Source organism: Pseudomonas sp. B13(2017) (assembly GCF_002113245.1).
GTDB classification, from domain to species: domain Bacteria; phylum Pseudomonadota; class Gammaproteobacteria; order Pseudomonadales; family Pseudomonadaceae; genus Aquipseudomonas; species Aquipseudomonas putida_Z.
Genome location: NZ_NEJX01000002.1, coordinates 371988 through 394481 on the forward strand (window position 1 = coordinate 371988; position 22494 = coordinate 394481).

A 22494-nucleotide genomic window follows, 5' to 3' on the forward strand; every position below is an offset into this window, starting at 1 on the left:
CTCTTGAAAACTGTGCAGTACCTGTGGGAGCGGGCAAGCCCGCGAAGAGGCCGGTACAGACTCCAGATAAATCAGCGCTTGCGCAGGATCACGCTACCAATCGAATACCCCGCACCAAACGAGCTCAACACGCCCAGCGAGCCCTTGGCCAGGTCGTCCTGGTACAGGTGGAAGGCAATCACCGAACCCGCCGAACTGGTGTTGGCATAACGGTCGAGAATCACCGGTGCGTCTTCCTCGGCCACTTCACGCCCCAGCAGCTTCTTGACGATCAGGTGGTTCATGCTGAGGTTGGCCTGGTGCAGCCAGAAGCGCTTCACATCGCTTGGTTGCAGCCCGTTTTCCTGCAGGTGCTCACCGATCAGCTCTGCCACCTTCGGGCATACCTCGCGGAACACCTTGCGGCCTTCCTGGATGAACAACTTGTCCGCCGCGCCCTCGCCCTCTTCCGCCGCGCGGTTGAGGAAACCGAAGTTGTTACGGATATTGTTGGAGAACTCGGTCCACAGCTTGCTGCTGACGATGTCGAACTGGTGCGTCGAGGTGGCCTTGTCGGCACGCTCGAGCAGCACCGCAGTGGCAGCATCACCAAAGATGAAGTGGCTGTCGCGGTCACGGAAGTTCAGGTGGCCGGTGCACACCTCCGGGTTGACCATCAGCACCGCGCGCGCCTGGCCCAGGGCCACGCTGTTGGCGGCGGTCTGGATGCCGAAAGTGGCCGACGAGCAGGCCACGTTCATGTCGAAGGCAAAGCCCTGGATGCCCAGCGCCTGCTGCACTTCGATGGCGATGGCCGGGTACGGGCGCTGCAGGTTGGAGCAGGCGACGATCACCCCGTCGACATCGGCCGCCGTGCGACCGGCGCGCTCCAGGGCCTGGCGGGCAGCGGCCACGGCCATTTCGCAGAGCACCGACGGTTCCTCGTTGGAGCGCTCGGGCAGGCGCGGCTTCATGCGCTGCGGGTCGAGGATGCCGGCCTTGTCCATGACGAAGCGGCTCTTGATGCCCGAGGCCTTTTCGATGAACGCGGCATCGGACAGCGGTGCCGCCTCGACTTCACCGCGCTCGATGGCGGCGGCGTTGTCCTGGTTGAACTGCTGCGACCAAGTGTTGAAGGACGCCACCAGTTCTTCGTTGGAAATGCTCTGGGCCGGGGTGTACAGGCCGGTGCCGCTGATCACGACGTTATGCACGGTCGTTCCTCTGGTCAAAGGCCATCGCCACGGGGCGCTGGCTGGAAACATGACAGGTTAATGGCACTTTAGTGCCAATTTATAGGCGAGGGCTGCGCCCTCGTTCGCGGGCTCGCCCGCTCCCTCAGGGGTTGCACCGCTCCCGAGGACACTGCTGTACCTGTGGGAGCGGGTTTACCCGCGAAGGGGCCGCCAGGCGACCCCAAATTGCATCAATATTGCCACAACTGTGGAAGTTTAGCCCTCCACCTGGCTCCATTGCTTGCTCAATCGCTTGTCGGAAATCGGCACCTTGGTCCCCAACTGCTGGGCAAACAGCGAAACCCGATATTCCTCCAGCCACCAGCGGTATACGGTCAGCTGCTCGTCGCGCTTGCCTTCCTGGGCATGCTTGTCGGCACGGGCCTTGTACTGCGCCCACAGGTTGGCCAGCTCACCGCTCCACACCCGGTCCTTCTGCACCTGCGAACCCAGCTTCTCCAGGCGCAGTTCCACCGCCTTGAGGTAACGCGGCAGCTCCTTGAACCAGCCCCCGGGGGTTTCGCGCACGAAGCCTGGGTACACCAGGTTGCCGAGCTGTTGCTTGATGTCGTTCAGCGCCACCGCCTGGCTCAGGTCGATCTTGCCCTTGAAGCGCTTCTGCAGCCCATGCCACAGCTTCAGCACTTCCAACGTCTGCCGTGCCAGGCGTTCGGCATGCTCGGCCCAGCTGCCGCGCTTGCGCTCGGCCAGGCCTGCCAGGGCCGCACCATCGCGTGGCAGCGGCTGTTCGCCTTCGAGGATGCAACTGTCCAGGCTGGCCAGCAGAATGTCCTCGACCAGCGCCTCGACCCGGCCCATTTCACGGTACAGCAGGCCCAACTCGGTCAGCCCCGGCAGCTTGCCGCGCAGGTACTTGGCCGGCTCGGCCAACTGCTGCAGCAACAGGCGCTGCAAGGCGCGGCGGTGCTGGAACTCGGCCTCGGCCTGGGTCGAGAAGCGCCCTTCGCGCACGGTGCCGCCCTCTTCCACCAGCGCCGGGTACACGGTCATCGACAAGCCGGCGATCTTCTGCTGCGCGGTCTGCTTCACCTCGCTGAAAGCCTTGGCCTGCACCGGCTGCTCGCTCTTGGCGTCACGCGGCACGGCCAACGCTGCCTGGCTGGCTGCTGCAAAGCGCGCGGTCAGCTCGGCCAGGTCGCGGCCTTCACCCAGGAACTTGCCCTGGCCATCGACCACTTCGATGTTCATGCGCAGGTGGCCTTCGACCAGGTTGACCGACTCGTCCCAGGCCTCGTCGGGCACACGGGCGCCGGTCATGCGCAGCAGTTCCTGGCCCAGGGCTTGCGGCAATGCGCCCTGGCCGAAGGTCATGCGTGCCAGCGAGGCCTTGACGAAGTCCGGCACCGGCACGAAGTTCTTGCGCAGGGCCTTGGGCAAGTTGCGCACCAGCGCCACGCACTTGGCTTCCAGCAGGCCGGGCACCAGCCACTCCAGGCGCTCGCCCGGCAGGCTCGGCAACAGCGGTGCCGGCACCCGCACGGTCACGCCATCGCGGGGGTGGCCGGGCTCGAAGTGGTAACTCAGCGGCAGGCGCAGCTCGCCCACCTGCATGCTGTCGGGGTACTGCGCGGCGGTGACTTCGCTGGCCTCGCGGGCCAGCACGTCTTCCTCGCGCATGATCAGCAGGTTGGCGTCCTTCTGGCTGCCCATGCGGTACCAGCTGTCGAAGGTCGCCGTCTGGTGGATTTCCGCCGGCAGACGCGCTTCGTAGAAGGCGTACAGCGTCTCTTCGTCGGCAAGAATGTCGCGGCGGCGGGCCTTGGCCTCCAGCTCGTCAAGCTCTTCCAGCAGGCGCTTGTTGGCCGTCAGGCACTTGGCCCGCGACTGGATTTCGCCACCCACCAGGCCTTCGCGGATGAACAGCTCGCGCGAGGTGACCGGGTCGATCGGGCCGAAATGCACCGGCCGACGGCCGACCAGGATCAGGCCGTACAGGGTGATCTGCTCGTAGGCCACCACCTGCCCGCGCTTCTTCTCCCAGTGCGGCTCGAAGTGGTTCTTCTTGACTAGGTGGCCGGCCAGCGGCTCGATCCAGTCCGGCTCGATCCTGGCCACCATGCGTGCGTACAGCTTGGTGGTTTCGACCAGTTCGGCCGCCATCACCCACTGCGGGCGCTTGCGCCCCAGGCCCGACGACGGGTGCACCCAGAAGCGCCGCTGACGGGCGCCCTGGTAGTCACCCTCTTCGGTCTTCTGGCCGATCTGGCTGAGCAGGCCACTGAGAATGGCCTTGTGCATTTTCGGGTAGTCGGACGGTTCCTTGTTAACTGTCAGCTGCAGGTCACGGCAGATCAGTGCCAGCTGGCGATGGGCATCGCGCCATTCGCGCAGGCGCAGGTAGTTCAGGAAGTTCTTGCGGCACCAGTTGCGCAGCGGGTTGGCGGTCAACGCCTGGCGCTGTTCCTCGAAGCCACGCCACAGGTTGACCAGCGCAGCGAAGTCGGAATCCACATCCTTCCATTGCGCGTGCGCCTGGTCGGCGGCCTGCTGGCGCTCCGGCGGGCGCTCGCGCGGGTCTTGCACCGACAGCGCACTGGTGACGATCAGCACTTCCTGCAGGCTGCCCAGGCGGGCGCCTTCGAGCAGCATGCGGCCCAGCCGCGGGTCGATCGGCAGGCGCGCCAGCTGGCGGCCGATCGGCGTCAGCTGGTTTTCGCGGTTGACCGCCGACAGCTCCTGCAGCAGGTTGAAACCATCGCTGATGGCCTTGCCATCCGGCGGCTCGATGAACGGGAAGGCGTCGATTGCGCCCAGGCGCAGGTGCAGCATCTGCAGGATCACTGCCGCCAGGTTGGTGCGCAGGATCTCCGGGTCGGTGAACGCCGGCCGGCTGTTGAAATCCTCTTCGCTGTACAGGCGCACGCAGATGCCCGGCTCGACCCGGCCGCAGCGGCCCTTGCGCTGGTTGGCACTGGCCTGCGACACGGCCTCGATGGGCAGGCGCTGCACCTTGGCGCGGTAGCTGTAGCGGCTGATGCGCGCGGTACCGGTGTCGATCACATAGCGGATGCCCGGCACGGTCAGCGAGGTTTCCGCAACGTTGGTGGCCAGCACCACACGGCGCCCGGTGTGTGGCTGGAAGATGCGCTGCTGCTCGGCCGGCGACAGGCGCGCGTACAACGGCAGGATCTCGGTGTGGCGCAGTTGCGCCTTGCGCAGGATCTCGGCGGCATCACGGATCTCGCGCTCGCCTGGCAGGAAGATCAGCACATCGCCGGGGCCTTTGCCCTCGCTTCGTTCGTGGTGCGCAAGCTCGTCCAGCGTGGCGAGGATGGCCTGGTCGACGGTGAGGTCGTCCTCGATCTGGTTGCCCTCCTCGTCCTGCTCGCTGGTTAGTGGGCGATACCAGGTTTCCACCGGGAAGGTACGCCCGGACACCTCGATGATCGGCGCGCCGTCGAAGTGTTTGGAGAAGCGCTCCAGGTCAATGGTCGCCGAGGTGATGATCAGCTTCAGGTCCGGGCGGCGGTGCAGCAGGGTCTTCAGGTAGCCGAGCAGGAAGTCGATGTTCAGGCTGCGTTCGTGGGCTTCGTCGACGATGATCGTGTCGTAGCGCTCGAGGAAACGGTCGTGCTGGGTTTCGGCCAGCAGGATGCCGTCGGTCATCAGCTTGACCAGGGTGTTGGCATCGCTCTGGTCCTCGAAGCGCACCTGGTAGCCGACCAGCCCGCCCAGGGGCGTGCCCAGCTCTTCGGCAACCCGCGCGGCAACGCTGCGGGCGGCGATCCGGCGTGGCTGGGTGTGGGCGATCAGGCCATGGCTGCCACGGCCCAGTTCAAGGCAAATCTTCGGCAACTGGGTGGTCTTGCCCGAGCCGGTTTCGCCGGCGATCACCAGCACCTGGTGCTCGGCCAGGGCCTTCTTGATTTCGTCACGCTTGGCAGCGATGGGCAGGCTGTCGTCGTAGCGCACGGTCGGCACGCTCTGCTGGCGCGCGGTGACCTGGGCGCAGGACGCCTGGACCTTTTCCACCCACTGCGCCAGCTTGGCCTCGTCGGGGCGCTTGCGCAGTTCGTGCAATTGCCGGCGCAGGCGATGGCGGTCGGCGATCATGGCGTGGTCGAGGTTTTGCAGCAGTTTGTCGATGGCGTGGTCAGTCATGGGGCTTTTTAGTGATGCAGGTGAGCCTGCTTTTTCATGATCGGCATTCGAAGGATGCGCGATTGTCGCAGATTTGCCGGTTCTCTGCTGCCTGTGCTGGCCTCTTCGCGGGTAAACCCGCTCCCACAGGGACCGCACAACACCCAGCCTTGATGCAATCCTGTGGGAGCGGGTTTACCCGCGAAGAGGCCAGGTGCAACGGCACAAATGTTTAGCCAGGTGCGATGTAAAGGTTGCCATTCACTGCTTTAATCAACCTTACGCCGCATGTGAGTATCAAAGGCATGACTCCCGTCCAGCCCATCGCCCCACCGTCGTCCCGCCCTTCGCAAGCGAAGGCCCGGCGCCGTGCCGGTGAGAATCCGCTGGTCCACATCATCCTCGCCTTCTGGGCCCTGTGGCACTGCCGTCACGCACGCCCACCGGATTTCTCGCTCACGCCTTTGTGACCAGACCCGGCCGTCTTCCGGCCGTTTGACTCAGCCGGGCCGCCAGCATGCGCGGTGGCCCGTGCGCCCGTGAGCGAATCCATCATGCACTTTGCACCTGTAGAGCAGGCCAGCCGTTTTCTGGCCGACAACCCCGATATCGAGCTGTTCGAACTGTTCATCCTCGACGCCAACGGCGTGCCGCGCGGCAAGCTGCTGCACCGCGAGGAACTGCTGGCCGTGTACCAGACCGGCCGGCCGCTGCCCAGCACCATTCTCGGCCTGACCCTGAACGGCGACGACGTGGAAAACTCCGGCCTGGTGTGGGACGTGGGCGATATCGACTGCCGCGCCTACCCGCTTGAAGGCAGCCTGGTACGCCTGCCCTGGCGCCGGGTGCCGACTGCCGCGGTGCAGGTGAGCATGCACCCGAACGAGGGCCTGCCGGCCAGCATCGCCGACCCGCGCCATGTGCTGCTGCGTACCATCGAGGCGTTGAAGGCCGACGGCTACCATCCAGTGATGGCCTGCGAACTGGAGTTCTACCTGCTCGACCAGCAACGTGATGCCCAGGGCCGCCCGCAACCGGCGCTGGACAACGACGGCGGCCGCCCACGCACCACCCAGGTGTATGGCCTGCGCGAACTGGAGCAGATCGAGCCGTTCCTCGCCGACCTCTACGCCGCCTGCAAGGCCCAGGGCATCCCGGCCCGCACGGCGATTTCGGAATACGCCCCCGGCCAGGTGGAAATCACCCTCGAGCACGGCGACGCCCTGCAGGCGATGGACCAGGCCGTGCGCTACAAACGCTTGGTCAAAGGCATTGCCCACGCCCATGGCATGCAGGCCTGCTTCATGGCCAAGCCGTTCGCGCAACTGGCCGGTACCGGCATGCACATGCACCTGAGCCTGGCCGACAGCGCCGGCAACAACCTGTTCGCCAGTGAGGACAAGGCCGGCACCCCGCTGCTGCGCCAGGCCGTGGCCGGCATGCTGCGCCACCTGCGCGACTCGCTGTTGCTGTTCTGCCCCAACGCCAACTCGTTCCGCCGCTTCCAGGCCAACAGCTATGCCCCGCTGGCACCAACCTGGGGCGTCGACAACCGTACCGTGAGCCTGCGCATACCGGGCGGCCCGGCCAACAGCCGGCATGTGGAGCACCGCATCTGTGGCGCCGACGCCAACCCCTACCTGGCCGCTGCGGCGATCCTTGCCGCCAGCCACCGGGGCATCCGCGAACAGCTGGACCCGGGGGCACCGGTGGAAGGCAACGGCTATGCCCAGGCCACCGAACACCTGCCCACCGACTGGCTGACTGCCCTCGACGCCCTGCAGCATTCCAGCTGGGCTCGCGAAGCACTGGGCGAGGACTTCCTTGGCGTGTACCTGAAGGTCAAGCGCGCCGAGTACCGCCAGTTCATGGCCGAAGTCAGCGAGCAGGACTGGCGCTGGTACCTGCACCAGGCCTGAGCCCCCAGATAACAAGGAACCCCCATGAACGCAGCATTGAACAAGGGCCCGGCGCAGCGCGCGCCGTCCTATTACAGCGCCACCCTCAACGACCACACCGAGTACCCGCAGCTCAAGGGCACGGTACAGGTGGATGTGGCGATCATCGGCGGCGGCTTCACCGGCGTGGCCACGGCGGTGGAACTGGCCGAGCGTGGCCTGAAGGTGGCCATTGTCGAAACCAACCGCATCGGCTGGGGTGCCAGCGGGCGCAACGGCGGCCAGGTCACCGGCAGCCTGTCGGGCGACGAAGCCATGCGCACGCAGATGCGCAACCGCCTGGGTGCCGAGGTCGATGACTTCATCTGGCACTTGCGCTGGCGCGGCCACCAGGTGATCGAGCAGCGCGTGGCGCGCTACGGCATCGACTGCGACCTCAAGCGCGGCCACCTGCACGCGGCCATGAAGCCCTCGCACATGGACGAGCTGCGCGCCTTCGAAGCCGAGGCCCGGCGGCGCGGCATGGGCGAGCAGGTGCAATTGCTGGACCGCGAAGCCATGGCCGAGCACCTGCAAAGCCCGCTGTACCTGGGCGCGCTGAAGAACCTGCGCAACCTGCACCTGCACCCGCTCAACCTGTGCCTGGGCGAGGCCCGTGCCGCCCATGGCCTGGGGGCGCTGATTTTCGAAAATTCCGAAGTGCTGGACATCGTCCACGGCCCGCGCCCGGCGGTGGTCACCGCCCACGGGCGGGTCGAGGCGCGCCAGGTGATGCTGGCCGGCGATGTGTACCACAAACTGGAAAAGCGCCAGCTCAAGGGCAAGATCTTCCCGGCCATGGGTGGCATCGTCACCACCGCACCGCTGGGGGAGCTGGCCGAACAGATCAACCCGCAGGACCTGGCGGTATACGACTGCCGCTTCGTCCTCGATTACTACCGCCTGACCGCCGACAAGCGCCTGCTGTTCGGCGGCGGCGCCAACTATTCCGGCCGTGATTCACGGGATATCGAAGGCGAACTGCGCCCGTGCATCGAGCGCACCTTCCCGGCGTTGAAAGATGTGCCGATCGAGTTCCAGTGGAGTTGCGCCATGGGCATCGTGGTCAACCGCATCCCGCAGCTGGGCAAGCTGTCGGACAACGTGTGGTATTGCCAGGGTTATTCGGGGCACGGCATTGCCACCAGCCACATCATGGGCGAGATCATGGCCGAGGCGTTGACCGGGACGCTGGAGAAGTTCGACACCTTTGCCCAGTGCAAGCATGTGCGGGTGCCGATGGGGGACTTGCTGGGCAACCCGCTGCTGGCGGCGGGGATGTGGTACTACCAGATGCTGGAGAAACTGCGCTGAAGCATTCGCGGGCACGCCCGCTCCCACAGGTACAGCGCAGCCCTCTGGCTCGGCGCTATACCTGTGGGAGCGGGCGTGCCCGCGAAGAAGCCAGTGAGGTCGATCAGGCGATCTTCTTCAAACCCTGTTTCTTCAGCTCTTCATCGCGCAGCTCGCGGCGCAGGATCTTGCCCACGTTGGTGGTCGGCAGCGCGTCGCGGAACTCGATCTGGCGCGGGACCTTGTAGCCGGTGACGTTGGCACGCATGTGCTCCATCACTTGTTCCTTGGTCACGGTCATGCCCGGCTTGACCACGATGAACACCTTGATCACTTCACCGGACTTCTCGTCCGGCACACCGATGGCCGCGCACTGCAGCACGCCCGGCAGGGCCGCCAGCACATCTTCCAGCTCGTTGGGGTACACGTTGAAGCCCGACACCAGGATCATGTCCTTCTTGCGGTCGACAATGCGCATGTAGCCGTCCGGCTGGATCACGGCGATGTCACCGGTCTTCAGCCAGCCATTGCTGTCGAGGATCTCGGCAGTGGCCTCTTCGCGCTGCCAGTAGCCCTTCATCACCTGCGGGCCCTTGACGCACAACTCGCCCACCTCGCCCAACGGCAGTTCGTTGCCGTTGTCGTCGATGACCTTGCACAGGGTGGACGGCACCGGAATACCGATGGTGCCGACCTGGTTGGCCTCCGCCGGGTTCACCGCAGCCACCGGGCTGGTCTCGGTCATGCCATAGCCTTCGCAGATGGCGCAGCCGGTCACGGCCTTCCAGCGCTCGGCCACGCTCAGTTGCAGGGCCATGCCGCCGGACAGGGTGATCTTCAGCGCCGAGAAGTCCAGGGCACGGAACGCCTCGTTGTTGCACAAGGCAACGAACAGGGTGTTGAGGCCGACGAAGCCGCTGAACTTCCACTTGCCCAGCTCCTTGACCATGGCCGGCAGGTCACGCGGGTTGCTGATCAGCACGTTGTGATTGCCGATCAGCATCATTGCCATGCAATGGAAGGTAAAGGCGTAGATGTGATACAGCGGCAGCGGGGTGATGAGGATTTCGCAGCCTTCGTGCAGGTTGGAGCCCATCAGCGCCCGGCACTGCAGCATGTTGGCCACCAGGTTGCGGTGGGTCAGCATCGCACCCTTGGCCACGCCGGTGGTACCACCGGTGTATTGCAGCACCGCCACGTCGTTGGCCTGCGGGTTGGCCTCGGTCACCGGCTGGCCCTTGCCCAGCGCCAGGGCGTCGTTGAAGCGTACGGCACGCGGCAGGTTGTAGGCCGGCACCATCTTCTTCACGTACTTGATCACGCTGTTGATCAGCAGGCGCTTGAGCGGCGGCAGCAGGTCGGCCACTTCGGTGACGATGACGTGCCTGACCTGAGTCTTGGGCACCACCTTCTCGGCCAGGTGGGCCATGTTGGCCAGGCACACCAGGGCCTTGGCGCCGGAGTCGTTGAACTGGTGTTCCATTTCCCGTGCGGTGTACAGCGGGTTGGTGTTGACCACGATCAGCCCGGCACGCATGGCACCGAATACCGCCACCGGGTATTGCAGTACGTTAGGCAGCTGCACGGCAATGCGGTCACCCGGCTTGAGGTCGGTATGCTGCTGCAACCAGGCGGCAAACGCCCCCGACAGCGCATACAGCTCGCCATAAGTGATAGTCTTGCCCAGGTTGCTAAAGGCCGGTTTGTCGGCAAAGCGTTGGCAGGATTGCTTGAGTACCGCCTGGATATTGGGGAATTCGTCAGGATTGATTTCCGCCGTAATCCCGGCTGGGTACTTATCCTTCCAAAAATGTTCGATCATGGAAGCCCACTCCTTCAGCAACAGCGAAGTTCGATTCACGCGTCGATGCGCTTATTATTGATATGAGATGACGGCTCGTTGCAAACCGGATCATCTGAAAGCGGGCCGAGAGTAACAGCTTTGCCTGGGGTCGCCTAGAGGCCAAAACAGGCCTCACGGTCACAAAAATGACTCAATGAACAATACAGGTCATTTTTAGAGTAATTATCCAAAATGTCGCAGATCGGGCTATAAATAGCCTGTTAGAGCGGTTCACGGCGTTCGCGGGCTTGCCCGCTCCCACAGGGACCTCACAGTTCTCGAATGCTGTGCAGTACTTGTGGGAGCGGGCAAGCCCGCGAAGAAGCCAACCCGGTATCAAGCTATGTCGCGCAGCTCCCGCCGCAGGATCTTGCCCACCGGCGTCATCGGCAACGACTCGCGCAGCACGATGTGCTTGGGTACCTTGTAGCCGGTGAAGTTGGCCTTGCAGTAGGCCTTCAGCTCATCCACGCTCAGCCCGCCCTCGCGCGGCACCACGAACAGCTTCACCGCCTCGCCGGAGCGCTCGTCCGGCACGCCGATGGCCGCGCAGTTGGCAACCTTGGGATGGCCCATCACCACATCCTCGATCTCGTTGGGGTACACGTTGAAACCCGAGACGATGATCATGTCCTTCTTGCGGTCGACGATGCGGGTGAAGCCGTCCGGGTCGATCACCGCGATGTCGCCGGTCTTGAACCAGCCTTCCGTATCCAGGGCCTGGGCCGTGGCCTCGGGCTGCTGCCAGTAGCCTTTCATCACCTGCGGGCCCTTGATGCACAGCTCGCCCCGCTCGCCCAGCGGCAACTCGTTGCCGTCATCGTCGATCACCTTGAAGGCGGTGCCAGCCACCGGGATGCCCACCGTGCCCAGGCGCGCCAGCTGGCCATAGGGGTTGGTGCTGGCCACTGGCGAGGTTTCGGTCAGGCCGTAGCCTTCGACGATGCGGCAACCGGTAAGCGCCTCCCAGCGCTCGGCCGTGGCCTTGACCAGTGCGGTGCCGCCGGAGTTGGTGACCTTCAGCGCCGAAAAGTCGAGCTGGCGGAAGCCCGGGTGGTCCATCAGTGCGACGAACAGCGTGTTCAGGCCCAGCAAGGCGGAGAAACGCCATTTGCCCAGCTCCTTGATGAAGCCGGAAATATCCCGCGGGTTGGTGATCAGCACGTTGTGGTTGCCGGTGACCATCATGCACATGCAGTTCGCGGTAAAGGCATAGATGTGGTACAGCGGCAACGGCGCGATCATCACTTCCTGGCCGTCCTTGATCAGCTTCTGCCCGTCCGGCCCGTGCTGCGAGAAGCAGGCCAGCACCTGCAGCATGTTGGCCACCAGGTTGCCGTGGGTGAGCATGGCGCCCTTGGCCAGGCCGGTGGTGCCACCGGTGTATTGCAGCACGGCAGTATCGTCCAGGCTGAGCGGCACCGGCTTGTGCGACAGCTCGCGGCCCTGGCGCAGCACGTGCTTGAACGACACCGCCTGGGGCAGCTGATAGGCCGGGACCATCTTTTTCACCTTGTCGACCACGGTGTTGACCAGCCAGCCCTTGGCGGTGGGCAGCATGTCGCCCATCCTGGCCTCGATCAGGTACTCGATGCCGGTATCGGGCAACACCTCCTGCACGCGCTTGCCGAACATGTTCAGGTACACCAGCGCACGCGCGCCGCTGTCCTTGAACTGGTGGCGCATCTCGCGCTCGGTGTACAGCGGGTTGGTGTTGACCACGATCAGGCCTGCGCGCAGGGCACCGAACACGGCGATGGGGTATTGCAGCACGTTGGGCATCTGCACCGCGATGCGGTCGCCCGGCTTGAGGTCGGTGTGCTGCTGCAACCAGGCGGCGAAGGCCGCCGAGTGGCGCTCCAGCTCCGCGTAGGTCAGGGTCACGCCCAGGTTGCTGAAGGCCGGGCGGTCGGCGAAACGTTTGCAGGAGCGCTCGAACACCTCGACGACCGAGGTGTAGGCATTGATGTCGATGGTGGAAGGCACGCCCGCCGGGCGCTTGTCATTCCAGAAGTCGGCTTGCATTTATTATTGTTCCTCTGCCTGGACCTGCTGTAAGTCCTGTAGTCCTTTCACCTGCCCGCTTGAAAGCGAAAAGGCGTTGATCCGACGTTAGCAGGTAAGCCCAAGGCGGCATATACGCCAAGTGCCGCCATTAACATTGTGAATCTTATTTGTGCCCTTCCTGCAATCCGGTCGGTTGTGCATACACTGTTCGGGTACCTGTGCGCACAAGGACCCGCCATGCCTCACGACGCCTTCTGGCTGCCCGCCAGCGAGCACTGCAGCCTGTACGTGCACCAATGGTTGCCGGCCACACCGGTAAAAGCCGTGGTGTTGCTGGCCCATGGCATGGCCGAGCATGCCGGGCGCTACCAGCACCTGGGCCATGCCTTGAGCGAGGCCGGCTTCGCCCTGTTCGCCGCCGACCAGCGCGGCCATGGGCGCACCGCCGAACTGGGCAGCCTCGGCCTGTTCGCCCGCCATCATGGCTGGAATGCCGTGGTCAACGACCTCGGGCTGCTGGCCCAGCACATCGGCCAGCAATACCCGTGCACGCCGCTGTTCCTGTTCGGCCACAGCATGGGCAGCTACATCGCCCAGGCCTACCTGCTGCACCACAGTGGCAGCCTGCATGGGGCGATCCTCAGCGGCTCCAACTACCAGCCGGCGGCGCTGTACCACGTGGCGCGGCTGATTGCCCGGCTGGAAGCCTGGCGCCAGGGGCCGCTGGGCAAGAGTGCACTGATCGAGTGGTTGTCGTTCGGCTCGTTCAACAAGGCCTTCAAGCCCAACCGCACGGCGTTCGACTGGCTCAGCCGCGACCCGGCGCAGGTCGACCTGTACGTCAACGACCCGCTTTGCGGCTTTCGCTGCAGCAACCAGTTGTGGCTCGACCTGCTGCAAGGCTTGGCGCAGATCAGCCAGCCGAGTAACCTCGCGCAGATCGATCCGAACCTGCCGCTGCTGGTAATCGGTGGTGAATGTGATCCGGTCAGTGCCGGCAAGCGTCTCACCCACCTGGCCGACGCCCTGCGCGCGACCGGCAATCGACATGTACAGCTGCGCGTCTATCCTGAGGCGCGGCACGAAGTACTCAACGAAACCAACCGTGACGAGGTCACCGCCGATATTCTCGGCTGGCTTGAACAGGCGCTGGCTCTTGGCCGCCCTGTGCGCAGTGAATGACAGCCGCCCTCGCCTACCGCTTAAGGAAGCCCCGATGTCCCAGGTCACCAACACGCCTTACGAAGCCCTCGAAGTCGGCCAGAAGGCCGAGTACAAGAAGTCCGTCGAAGAACGCGACATCCAGTTGTTCGCCGCGATGTCCGGTGACCACAACCCGGTACACCTGGACGCCGAGTTCGCTGCCAAGAGCATGTTCCGCGAGCGCATTGCCCACGGCATGTTCAGCGGCGCGCTGATCAGTGCTGCAGTGGCCTGCACCCTGCCTGGCCCTGGCACCATCTACCTGGGCCAGCAAATGAGCTTCCAGAAGCCGGTGAAAATTGGCGATACCCTGACCGTGCGCCTGGAAATCCTGGAGAAGCTGCCCAAGTTCAAGGTGCGCATCGCCACCAATGTCTACAACCAGAATGATGAGCTGGTGGTCCAGGGCGAGGCCGAGATCCTCGCACCGCGCAAGCAGCAGACCGTCGAGCTGGTGTCGCCGCCGAATTTTGTGGCTAGCTGAAAAGTGATGTAGGCAGTACCGGCCCTATCGCCGGCAAGCCAGCTCCCACTGGATCACCACAATGTTCAAGCCTGTGGTGACCCTGTGGGAGCTGGCTTGCCGGCGATAGGGCCAGTAAAGCAAACATCATTCGATAGCCTGCAACCGCCGCTCGATATGCCTGCGCTCCGGCTCCTGCCGGGTCAGCGCCAGCGCCTGCCGCCAGGCCGCCCGGGCCTCTTCCATATGCCCCAGCTGGTAATGCAGTTCACCCCGCGTCGCATGCGCCAGGTGATAGTCCAGCAACTCTCCCCTCGCCAGAATCCCTTCCACTTCCCGCAGCCCAACCTCCGGCCCATCCCGCTTCGCCAGCGCCACGGCCCTGTTCAGTTCTACCACTGCTGACGGCCAATGCCGCTGCAGCACGTCATACAGCCCGACGATCTCCGCCCAGTCGGTCGCTTCGGCTGTCGCCGCTTCAGCATGCACCGCCGCAATCGCCGCCTGCACGGTATAGGCACCGAACGCCCGGCTTTGCAGGGCCTGGCGCACCAGTTCGCAGCCTTCAGCAATGCGTTGCCGGTCCCACAGGCTACGGTCCTGCTGCTCGAGCAATACCAGGTTGCCCCGGCCATCGGTACGCGCGCGCTGCCGGGACGCCTGCAGCAACATCAGGGCCAGCAGGCCGACCGCCTCCGGGTCGGGCAGCAACTGCACCAGCAGGCGCGCCAGGCGAATGGCTTCATCGCTCAGCTCCTGCTGCAACAACGCCTCGCCCGACGACGCCGAATAGCCCTCGTTGAACACCAGGTAGATCACCCGCAGCACACTCTCCAGGCGCTCGGGCAGTTCGTTCAGCTCCGGCACCTGATAAGGGATGCCGGCATCGCGGATCTTGGCTTTGGCGCGCACGATACGCTGGGCGATGGTGGCCGGGCTCTGCAGGAAAGCGCGGGCGATCTGCTCGGTGGTCAGGTCGCAGACTTCACGCAGGGTCAGCGGCACCTGGGCATCGGCGGACAAGGCCGGGTGGCAGCAGGTGAAGATCAGCCGCAGGCGGTCGTCAGCCAGCAGTTCTTCCTCGCTGGGGTCCTGCGCCTGGCCGTCGAGCAGCATGCTCAGGTCCGCCTGGGAACGGTCGAATCGGGCGCGCCGGCGCAGCGCATCGATGGCCTTGAAGCGGCCGGTGGACACCAGCCACGCCCGCGGGTTATCGGGGATACCGTCGCGCTGCCAGCGCTCGACGGCGATGAAGAAGGCATCGTGCATGGCCTCCTCGGCCAGGTCGAAATCACCCAGCAGGCGGATCAGCGTCGCCAGGATGCGCCGTGACTCGCTCCGGTAGACCGCCTCGACCTCGGCGCGCACCTGCGCCAGTGCCGTCATCAGTCGGGCATCCGCTGGGTCACCACCTCCACCAGGCGGTCCAGGCTTTCTCCCCACCCCTGGTGGAAGCCCATTTCCTCATGGGCGCGGCAATCGGCGGCATTCCAGTGCCAGGCGCGGGCGGTGTAGCGGGTTTTGCCCTGCTCCTCGTCAAAACTGATCACGGCAGTCATGAAGGCCTTGTCCGAAGGTACCCAGCCTGGGCCGAAGGCATCGGTGAACACCAGCCGCCGCGGCGCGGCGATCTCCAGGAACACGCCCTGGTTCGGGTACTCGCTGCCATCCGGCGCGCGCATCAGGGTGCGGAACAGGCCACCGATCCACAACTGCATCTCGCACTCCGGGGTGGTCATGCCGTGCGGCCCCCACCACTGCATCAGCCACTGGGGCTCGGTCCAGGCGCGGAACACCTTGGCCGGTGGCGCGTCGATCAGGCGGCTGATGGACAACTCGTGTTGCGCTTGCGCGGGGTGTGCAAGGCTCATGCTGGTAGGTCTCCATTGCTGTCAGGGTTGCAGTTCGCGCACCGGCCGCACCTCGACACTGCCGACCCGCGCGGCGGGGATGCCCTTGGCGATGTTCAGCGCCTCGTTCAGGTCACGGGCTTCCACCAGGTAGAAGCCCGCCAGTTGCTCCTTGGTCTCGGCGAACGGGCCGTCGGTCAGGCTCATGTGCCCGTTGCGCATGCGCACTGTGGTGGCGGTCTGCACCGGCTTCAGCGCCTCGGCCGCCAGCATTCGCCCGGAGCCTTGGATGGATTCGGCATACGCCATGCATTCGGCGTCTTCCGGGCTGTCGGGCAGGCTGTGCAGCAGCCCCTCGTCACAATAGACCAGGCACAGGTATTTCATGGTCGCCTCCAGGGCATTGACAAAGTGCGTTTGGCGATAACGGCTCAGGGCTTGAGATCGAACAGGGCTTTCTGGGTTTCCATGTCGAATGGCGCCGACCAGTGTTCGTGGATTACCTGCCACTGGCCTCCTAGACGACGATAGCCCACGGTGGCGCGCATGAAGCCGCACTGGCTCTCGTTGTCCGCGGGGCCACAGCGGTTCAGCCAGTGCGCCAGGGCCAGGTCGCCAGCGGCATGCACGGTAAGTTCGGCGAACTCGAAAACCATCGGGCCGGGGCACATGCCCATGCACGTTTCCCAGTGCGCCTGGTAGGTTGCCTTGCCTTTGAATTGCAGGGCCTGGATGGCATCGAAGGCGACGATGTCGTCGGCATAGGGAGCGACAATGTTGGGGATGTCGCGGTCGCGCACGGCCTGCATCCAGCGCTCGATCAATTGGCGAATCTCGGTTTCGGCTGCGGTGCTCATCGGGGGTTCCTCCGACAGGTCATGGGTGATTGGGCACGGGGTGCAACGTGCTCTCACCTATGGTCGAACGGGGGACGGAGGAATCGACAGGTCGAGGAAATTATTCTGGGTTGGGTGTGGTTTGAAATGCATATCGGGGGATTGCGTAGGGGCGACAAGGTGCATGCCTTGGGTGATGTGGCGCCTGTGAGACCGAGCGCCGCGCGGGCGGCGCTTCGCAGCACAAGGCTGCTCCTACATTTGTTTCGGGCCAATTAATCCTGAGGCAAAGGCGCGCGGTCCCTTGGCGTCCACCTCGATATCGTGTCGGACAAACAAGGCGTTCGCGTGCTCTGGCACAGGCGTTACTGGCCAGAAACAGATGTAGGAGCAGCCTTGTGCTGCGAAGCGCCGCGCGGGCGGCGCTCGATCTCACAGGCGCTGAAAATGCTGTGGCGGGCCCTTGGCGGGCTCAACCCTGTTGGCACCCCTCACCCATGGCCCGGTACTGTATGGTGTGCACCTGGCCCTGGTGGTCTTCGTAGGTCATGGTCGCAGGTACCACTTCGCAGACGTTGGGGATGGTCGACAGGTTGATCACCCGCTTGATGTCCAGGTTCATGGAGTAGTCGTACTGCTGGGCGACGGGCTCGCTGGAGACGGGTCTGGCCTCATCGGCGAGGGCGAACGAGGACATACCGACCAATGCAAGAATCAGTAATGGTTTCATGTGAGTTTGCCTTTTGAGCATTCAAGCTGATCGATTGACTTCTATTGCCGTGCCCGGCGCGGAGAAGTTGCCATCTGCGGTGAAGATGGCACGAAGTACCGATCCCGCTTCGTACTGCCAGTGGGGATGGCTAAAAGTCTACTCCCGGCCTGGAATAGTTGAACCCCGAACTCGGACATTCACCCTTGCCAGATATGCAACAATCTGCGACAAGTTCACCGCAAAACATCGGGCCAGAGCCTCTGGCCACCTTTCAGGGCAGGGCGCGCAATTTCTGAAAATTTGTACTGTTCGAAACTTTCGGCCCCGGAACGCCGGCTGCTGGACCACTTTTACCGCCAGCACGGCTCACGCATGCGTGCTGCGGGCGATGCTGAGCTGTGGGTGGCGCGGGGCCCCGGCATCATCGCGGGCTTGAGCCTGAGCCCGGTGGGCGATGGCTTCTGGCTGACCGGGTTGTTCGTCGACCCGCAGCGGCGCAGCCAAGGGGTGGCCGGGCGGTTGGTCGAGGCGGCGCTGGCGCAGGCTGGCGGGCCCACCTGGCTGTTCTGCCACCCGGACCTTGCGCCCTTCTACCAGCGCCTGGGCTTCGACATCGCCCAGCAGCTGCCGCAAGCCCTGGCTGGCCGCCTGCAGCGCTACCAGCGCAGCAAGCGCCTGGTGGCACTGCAACGGGGTCAGTCGTCGCTGGCGTCGAGCCCGGGGAACAGCACCTCGGTGTAGCCGAACCGGGAAAAGTCCTGGATGCGTGACGGGTACAGCCGACCGATCAGGTGGTCACATTCATGCTGCACCACCCGCGCATGGAAGCCGTCGGCAAAGCGATTGATCGGGTTGCCCTGGGGGTCGATGCCTTCATAGCAGATGTGCTTGAAACGCGGCACCACGCCGCGCAGGCCGGGTACCGACAGGCAGCCTTCCCAACCGTCCTCGATCTCGCTGGACGTCGGCGTGATGACCGGGTTGAGCAGGATGGTCTGCGGCACCGGTTCGGCATCCGGGTAACGCTCGCTGCGCTCGAAGCCGAAGATCACCAGCTGCAGATCGATGCCGATCTGTGGTGCGGCCAGGCCCACGCCGCCCACATGGCGCATGGTTTCGAACATGTCGTCGATCAATTGCTGCAGTTCGGCACTGCCGAGCATGTGCTCGGGCACTGGCGGGGCGATGCGCAGCAGGCGTTCGTCGCCCATCTTGAGAATGTCACGGATCATCGGGGGTTCGGCTCGGAAGATTGCTGCTCGCTCGGTACAGGGTGCTCATGGCCCAGCACGGTAATGGTTTCGCGGGCCTTGTGCTCATCGGCGTCCTTCTCGCCAGGGTTCTTGCCCTCGCTCGACATGTGCTCGATCACTGCGTTCATCTCCGCGCCCAGCAGCAAAACGGCGGCGGAGATATAGAAATACAGCAATAGCACGATGATTGCACCGATACTGCCGTACATGGCGTTGTAGTCGGCAAAGGTCTTCACATAGTAGGCAAAGCCCAGCGAGGCCAAGATCCACACCACAACCGCCAGCACCGAGCCCGGGGTGATGAAGCGGAACTGCTGCTTCACATCGGGCATCACGTAGTAGATCAGCGCCACCGCCACCATCATCAGGATGATGATCGCCGGCCAGCGCAGGATGGTCCACACCGTGACGATCACCTCCTGCATGCCGACCTGGGCGGCAATCCACTCCATCACCTGCGGCCCCAGCACCATCAGCGCCGCAGCCACCAGCAACATGCCGGCAATGCCCACGGTGTAGATGATCGACAACGGAATGCGCTTCCACACCGGGCGGCCCTCGGGCACATCGTAGGCGGCGTTCATCGCGCTCATCATCAGGCGTACACCGGCCGATGCGGTCCACAAGGCAATCACGATACCCACCGACAACAGCCCACCCTTGGACTGCTGCAACTGGTCGATCACCGGGTTCACCTGCTCCAGCGCCTGGGGTGGCAGCACCAGTTCCGATTGCAGGCGCAGCCAGGAGAAGAAGTCCGGCAGGTGCAGGAAACCGATCAGGGCGATCAGGAACAGCAGGAACGGGAACAACGAGAACAGCATCTGGTAGGCCAGTGCGGAAGCGTAGGTCGACATCTCGTCGTCGAGGAATTCCTTGACGGTGCGTACCAGCACGCGGTGCAGGGGCAGGCCGCGCAGGTCGGGGAAAATCATAGCGTCTCCTTTCGCCGCTCGATTCGTGTATACCACGGTAAGTCTAATAGACCATGCCGCTGCTGTGCTGATCCCGGCCATGCTGCAAGAATTTGCTTACACCAGTACCGACCTCTTCGCGGGCACGCCCGCTCCCACAGGTACTGCACAGTGCTTGAAATCTGTTCGGTACCTGTGGGAGCGGGCGTGCCCGCGAAAAGGCCGGGACAGGCCACTCACATCAAGGCTTTTTCACCGCGTCCTTCACGTTGCCCTTGATCTGTTGCCCCTCGCCCTTGAGCTCCTGCGCTTCACCCTCGGCCCGCAGCCGCTCGTTGTCGGTCACTTTGCCGACACCCTGCTTGACGTTGCCGATCGCTTCGTTGGCCAGGCCTTTCGCTTTGTCTTTGGTACCGCTCATGGCAAAACTCCTGCAATTGGGGGCACGTGGACCGTGCCGACAGTCGGTGGACCCGACGCCTTCGCCAAGCGTTCCAACAGTTTTTTCGCCCTCGAGCCGAACGGCAAGGCGGTTGGCAAAACCTTGCCCCGCTACCCGCCACCCCTCACAATGCAGGCCTTCATAGCGTCAACCCGCAGGAACCTGCATGAAACTCGACAAACCCGCCGCCATCGCCCGGCGTAACGAAGCACTGGCCCGCCCGGTGCTGACCAGCAGCAACACCCTGTTCGCCATCCTCGACCGCAAGCGCAACCTGTGGTGGTTCGAGGTGCCGGTGGCGCTGCTGCGCAAGGGCCAGCCCGACTGGGTCAACCTGCTGCTGCACACCCCGGAAAGCGACGAGCTGCAGCACCTGAAGGTGCCGACCAACTTCCTGCGCGCTCACCAGGAACAGATGGAAGTGCGCAACCCCGGCAAGCGCCGCTCGACCATCAGCCTGGCCCTCAGCGCCGACCGCGACTCGCTGCTGCGCGACACCCGCCCGGGTGGCGAGCAGCTGGACTTCCGTACCTTCGTGCAGGCCTGATCAGGCCTTCTCGATGCGATCGTCATGGATGACGATGCGGCCCTGCTTGAACAAACCGCCAATGGCCTTCTTGAAGTTGCCCTTGCTGACGTTGAACAGCTTGCTGATCAGCGCCGGGTCGCTCTTGTCGCACACCCCCAGCACCCCGCCTTCGGCCTCCAGGCGCGCCATGATCTGCTCCTGCAGGCTGTCGGCCAGGGCAGCACCCACCGGTTGCAGGCTCAAGGCGATCTTGCCGTCCGCGCGCACTTCCTTGATGAAGCCCTTCTCGTGCATGCCCGAGCGCAGGAACTTGAACACCTCGTTCTTGTGGATCAGGCCCCAGTGGCGGTTGTTGATGATCGCCTTGAAGCCCATCGGCGTCTCGCCGGCCACCAGCAGCTCGACCGGCTGGCCTACCTGGTAGTCCGCCGGGGTGCGGTCCAGGTAACGGTCCAGGCGTGAGGTGGCGGTGATGCGGCGGGTGCGCTTGTCGAGGTACACGTGCACCACGCAGTAGTCGCCGATCTTCAGCGGCCGCGCCTCTTCCGAGTACGGCATCAGCAGGTCCTTGGACAGGCCCCAGTCGAGGAAGATGCCGGCACCGTTGATGTCCTTGACCTTGAGGCTGGCGAACTCGCCAACCTGCACCTTGGGCTTCTCGGTGGTGGCGATCAGCTGGTCTTCGCTGTCCAGGTAGATGAACACGTTCAGCCAGTCATCCACTTCGGTTTCGGCGTTTTTCGGGATGTAGCGCCCGGGCAGCAGGATCTCGCCGTCGGCGCCGCCGTCCAGGTACAGGCCGAAGTCCACGTGTTTCACGATTTGCAAACTGTTGTAACGCCCAAGCAGAGCCATTTCCGATGTTCCTCAAGACAAGGCGGCTATTCTACACCTGAAGCCAGCGCGCCGCCCGACCGCTGATGCAGTGGAACCGTCAGCGTCCCTCTTGCGTCTACCGTCTGGCCAGCACCGCAAGGAACAGCCCATGCCGCTACGCCTGTCCAAAGCCCTGCTCGTCGCCATCGGCTGCGCCCTGGCCCTGGCCGCCTGCAGCCGTATCGACCTGGCCTACCGCAACCTCGACCGCCTGGTGCCGTGGTCGCTGGGCGACTACCTGGCCATGAACAGCGAGCAGAAGGCCATGCTTGACGACCGCCTGCGGGAGCACCTGGCCTGGCATTGCAAGACCCAGCTGCCTGGTTACCTCGACTGGCTGGACCGGGTACGCGGCATGGTCGCCGACGACCAGGTGACCGACCAGGCCCTGCAGCAGCGTACCCGCGAAGCCCGCGAGGCGATTGGCCGGGTAGCCGAGGAAATCACCCCTTCGGCCACCGAGTTGCTGCGCGGCATGAGCGATAGCCAGGTGGCGGAGATGCGCGAGGCGTTCCGCGAGGACATCAGCGAACGGCAGAAGAAGTATGTGGATACGCCGCTGGACAAGCAGATCGCCCGCCGTACCGAACGCATGGAGAAACGCCTGACGCCGTGGTTTGGCGAGCTGACCGCGGTACAGAAGCAGCGCGTGCAGGCCTGGTCCCAGGCGCTGGGCGACCAGAACCGCGAATGGATCGCCAACCGCGCGCACTGGCAGCAGCAATTGCTGCTGGCGATGAACCAGCGCAACGACGCCAGCTTCGAGCCGCGCCTGGCGACGTTGTTGCAGCGCAAGGAGAGTTTATGGACGCCGGAGTACCGGGCGGCGTATCAGAATACCGAGCAGCAGGCGCGCAGCTTGCTGGTGGACCTGGTGCACCAGAGTACCCCGCAGCAGCGGCGGTTCCTGCAGGAGCGGTTGAGCAAGGTTCGTACCGATTTCAGTGAATTGAAGTGTTTGAAGGGGTAACTGGGGAAAGCAGGCCCGGCCTCTTCGCGGGCTTGCCCGCTCCCACAGGAA

General features: G+C 64.3%; 20 protein-coding genes. 7 read left to right on the top strand and 13 right to left on the bottom strand.

The features are described from left to right. Positions 1–71 precede the first annotated feature (71 nt). Together CAG44_RS04935 and hrpA are read right to left on the bottom strand one after the other, a co-directional pair. A complete protein-coding gene (locus CAG44_RS04935; protein WP_085691684.1) occupies positions 72–1193 on the bottom strand; it encodes a beta-ketoacyl-ACP synthase III in 1122 nt (373 codons plus the stop codon). Between the two features lie 237 nt (positions 1194–1430). After that, complete coding sequence (gene hrpA, locus CAG44_RS04940; RefSeq protein WP_085691685.1) at positions 1431–5336, bottom strand: ATP-dependent RNA helicase HrpA; 3906 nt, start codon at positions 5334–5336, stop codon at positions 1431–1433. Positions 5337–5869: 533 nt separating this feature from the next. Between hrpA and CAG44_RS04945 the strand changes: the two genes are divergently transcribed. Beyond that, on the top strand, positions 5870–7234 hold the full coding sequence (locus tag CAG44_RS04945; RefSeq protein ID WP_075045994.1) for a glutamine synthetase family protein: 1365 nt from the start codon (positions 5870–5872) through the stop codon (positions 7232–7234). 24 nt (positions 7235–7258) lie between these two features. Beyond that, positions 7259–8566 carry an FAD-binding oxidoreductase gene (locus tag CAG44_RS04950; RefSeq protein ID WP_085691686.1) on the top strand — a complete coding sequence of 436 codons (1308 nt, stop codon included), beginning with the start codon at positions 7259–7261 and terminating at the stop codon, positions 8564–8566. 103 nt (positions 8567–8669) lie between these two features. Here the strand turns inward: CAG44_RS04950 and fadD1 are convergent, their stop codons facing one another. Together fadD1 and fadD2 are read right to left on the bottom strand one after the other, a co-directional pair. Next, positions 8670–10367, bottom strand: coding sequence for a long-chain-fatty-acid--CoA ligase FadD1 (gene fadD1, locus CAG44_RS04955; RefSeq protein WP_025340179.1), 1698 nt, complete (start codon positions 10365–10367; stop codon positions 8670–8672). A 357-nt stretch (positions 10368–10724) separates the two neighbouring features. Beyond that, positions 10725–12413 (bottom strand): long-chain-fatty-acid--CoA ligase FadD2, encoded by a 1689-nt coding sequence (fadD2, locus tag CAG44_RS04960; protein ID WP_085691687.1) that lies wholly within the window; start codon positions 12411–12413, stop codon positions 10725–10727. 219 nt (positions 12414–12632) lie between these two features. Here fadD2 and CAG44_RS04965 point away from each other — a divergent pair, with 219 nt between their 5' ends. After that, positions 12633–13577 (top strand): alpha/beta hydrolase, encoded by a 945-nt coding sequence (locus CAG44_RS04965; protein WP_085691688.1) that lies wholly within the window; start codon positions 12633–12635, stop codon positions 13575–13577. Positions 13578–13611: 34 nt separating this feature from the next. Beyond that, complete coding sequence (locus CAG44_RS04970) at positions 13612–14082, top strand: MaoC family dehydratase (RefSeq protein ID WP_012273633.1); 471 nt, start codon at positions 13612–13614, stop codon at positions 14080–14082. A gap of 126 nt (positions 14083–14208) precedes the next feature. On the opposite strand, the gene CAG44_RS04975 is transcribed toward CAG44_RS04970, so the two are convergent. From CAG44_RS04975 to CAG44_RS04995, 5 genes are all read right to left on the bottom strand, one after another. Continuing rightward, positions 14209–15447: an RNA polymerase sigma factor gene (locus CAG44_RS04975; protein WP_038410076.1), complete on the bottom strand. Its 1239-nt coding sequence runs from the start codon at positions 15445–15447 to the stop codon at positions 14209–14211. Next, on the bottom strand, positions 15447–15932 hold the full coding sequence (locus CAG44_RS04980) for an SRPBCC family protein (protein WP_015271313.1): 486 nt from the start codon (positions 15930–15932) through the stop codon (positions 15447–15449). Before CAG44_RS04980 ends, CAG44_RS04975 begins: the two co-directional genes overlap by 1 nt. A gap of 21 nt (positions 15933–15953) precedes the next feature. Further along, a complete protein-coding gene (locus CAG44_RS04985; protein ID WP_013973721.1) occupies positions 15954–16298 on the bottom strand; it encodes a YciI family protein in 345 nt (114 codons plus the stop codon). Between the two features lie 44 nt (positions 16299–16342). Then, positions 16343–16768, bottom strand: a complete 426-nt coding sequence (locus tag CAG44_RS04990) for a nuclear transport factor 2 family protein (protein WP_085691689.1) — start codon at positions 16766–16768, stop codon at positions 16343–16345. Positions 16769–17219: 451 nt separating this feature from the next. Then, positions 17220–17477, bottom strand: a complete 258-nt coding sequence (locus CAG44_RS04995; RefSeq protein ID WP_004375752.1) for a DUF2790 domain-containing protein — start codon at positions 17475–17477, stop codon at positions 17220–17222. 354 nt (positions 17478–17831) lie between these two features. Here CAG44_RS04995 and CAG44_RS05000 point away from each other — a divergent pair, with 354 nt between their 5' ends. Then, on the top strand, positions 17832–18200 hold the full coding sequence (locus CAG44_RS05000) for a GNAT family N-acetyltransferase (protein ID WP_085691690.1): 369 nt from the start codon (positions 17832–17834) through the stop codon (positions 18198–18200). Here the strand turns inward: CAG44_RS05000 and def are convergent. The 3 genes from def to CAG44_RS05015 all read right to left on the bottom strand — a co-directional run bounded on the left by def (position 18155) and on the right by CAG44_RS05015 (position 20047). Further along, entirely contained in the window at positions 18155–18691 is a 537-nt protein-coding gene (gene def, locus CAG44_RS05005) for a peptide deformylase (protein ID WP_013973724.1), read from the bottom strand. The two genes, CAG44_RS05000 and def, sit on opposite strands and share 46 nt — an antisense overlap. Beyond that, complete coding sequence (locus CAG44_RS05010) at positions 18688–19647, bottom strand: YihY/virulence factor BrkB family protein (protein ID WP_025340186.1); 960 nt, start codon at positions 19645–19647, stop codon at positions 18688–18690. The genes def and CAG44_RS05010 overlap by 4 nt, the downstream gene beginning before the upstream one ends. 220 nt (positions 19648–19867) lie before the next feature. After that, on the bottom strand, positions 19868–20047 hold the full coding sequence (locus CAG44_RS05015; protein WP_015271319.1) for a CsbD family protein: 180 nt from the start codon (positions 20045–20047) through the stop codon (positions 19868–19870). 187 nt (positions 20048–20234) lie between these two features. Between CAG44_RS05015 and CAG44_RS05020 the strand changes: the two genes are divergently transcribed. Further along, the gene (locus CAG44_RS05020) at positions 20235–20615 is read left to right on the top strand and encodes a hypothetical protein (protein ID WP_013973727.1); all 381 of its coding nucleotides are present in this window, start codon (positions 20235–20237) and stop codon (positions 20613–20615) included. Here the strand turns inward: CAG44_RS05020 and CAG44_RS05025 are convergent, their stop codons facing one another. Beyond that, a complete protein-coding gene (locus tag CAG44_RS05025) occupies positions 20616–21452 on the bottom strand; it encodes a S1 RNA-binding domain-containing protein (RefSeq protein ID WP_013973728.1) in 837 nt (278 codons plus the stop codon). A 130-nt stretch (positions 21453–21582) separates the two neighbouring features. On the opposite strand from CAG44_RS05025, the gene CAG44_RS05030 reads away from it, so the two are divergent. After that, positions 21583–22443: a DUF6279 family lipoprotein gene (locus tag CAG44_RS05030; RefSeq protein ID WP_085589173.1), complete on the top strand. Its 861-nt coding sequence runs from the start codon at positions 21583–21585 to the stop codon at positions 22441–22443. The last annotated feature ends 51 nt before the right edge of the window (positions 22444–22494 follow it).

Coding starts and splice junctions, on each gene's coding strand:
- CAG44_RS05015 (WP_015271319.1), bottom strand. CDS start 20,047: ATGAGCGGTACCAAAGACAAAGCGAAAGGCCTGGCCAACGAAGCGATC.
- CAG44_RS05020 (WP_013973727.1), top strand. CDS start 20,235: ATGAAACTCGACAAACCCGCCGCCATCGCCCGGCGTAACGAAGCACTG.
- CAG44_RS04970 (WP_012273633.1), top strand. CDS start 13,612: ATGTCCCAGGTCACCAACACGCCTTACGAAGCCCTCGAAGTCGGCCAG.
- CAG44_RS04985 (WP_013973721.1), bottom strand. CDS start 16,298: ATGAAATACCTGTGCCTGGTCTATTGTGACGAGGGGCTGCTGCACAGC.
- CAG44_RS04980 (WP_015271313.1), bottom strand. CDS start 15,932: ATGAGCCTTGCACACCCCGCGCAAGCGCAACACGAGTTGTCCATCAGC.
- CAG44_RS04995 (WP_004375752.1), bottom strand. CDS start 17,477: ATGAAACCATTACTGATTCTTGCATTGGTCGGTATGTCCTCGTTCGCC.
- CAG44_RS04945 (WP_075045994.1), top strand. CDS start 5,870: ATGCACTTTGCACCTGTAGAGCAGGCCAGCCGTTTTCTGGCCGACAAC.
- CAG44_RS04950 (WP_085691686.1), top strand. CDS start 7,259: ATGAACGCAGCATTGAACAAGGGCCCGGCGCAGCGCGCGCCGTCCTAT.
- fadD1 (WP_025340179.1), bottom strand. CDS start 10,367: ATGATCGAACATTTTTGGAAGGATAAGTACCCAGCCGGGATTACGGCG.
- CAG44_RS04990 (WP_085691689.1), bottom strand. CDS start 16,768: ATGAGCACCGCAGCCGAAACCGAGATTCGCCAATTGATCGAGCGCTGG.
- CAG44_RS04975 (WP_038410076.1), bottom strand. CDS start 15,447: ATGACGGCACTGGCGCAGGTGCGCGCCGAGGTCGAGGCGGTCTACCGG.
- CAG44_RS05030 (WP_085589173.1), top strand. CDS start 21,583: ATGCCGCTACGCCTGTCCAAAGCCCTGCTCGTCGCCATCGGCTGCGCC.
- CAG44_RS05010 (WP_025340186.1), bottom strand. CDS start 19,647: ATGATTTTCCCCGACCTGCGCGGCCTGCCCCTGCACCGCGTGCTGGTA.
- CAG44_RS05025 (WP_013973728.1), bottom strand. CDS start 21,452: ATGGCTCTGCTTGGGCGTTACAACAGTTTGCAAATCGTGAAACACGTG.
- CAG44_RS04965 (WP_085691688.1), top strand. CDS start 12,633: ATGCCTCACGACGCCTTCTGGCTGCCCGCCAGCGAGCACTGCAGCCTG.
- def (WP_013973724.1), bottom strand. CDS start 18,691: ATGATCCGTGACATTCTCAAGATGGGCGACGAACGCCTGCTGCGCATC.
- CAG44_RS05000 (WP_085691690.1), top strand. CDS start 17,832: ATGCGTGCTGCGGGCGATGCTGAGCTGTGGGTGGCGCGGGGCCCCGGC.
- fadD2 (WP_085691687.1), bottom strand. CDS start 12,413: ATGCAAGCCGACTTCTGGAATGACAAGCGCCCGGCGGGCGTGCCTTCC.
- hrpA (WP_085691685.1), bottom strand. CDS start 5,336: ATGACTGACCACGCCATCGACAAACTGCTGCAAAACCTCGACCACGCC.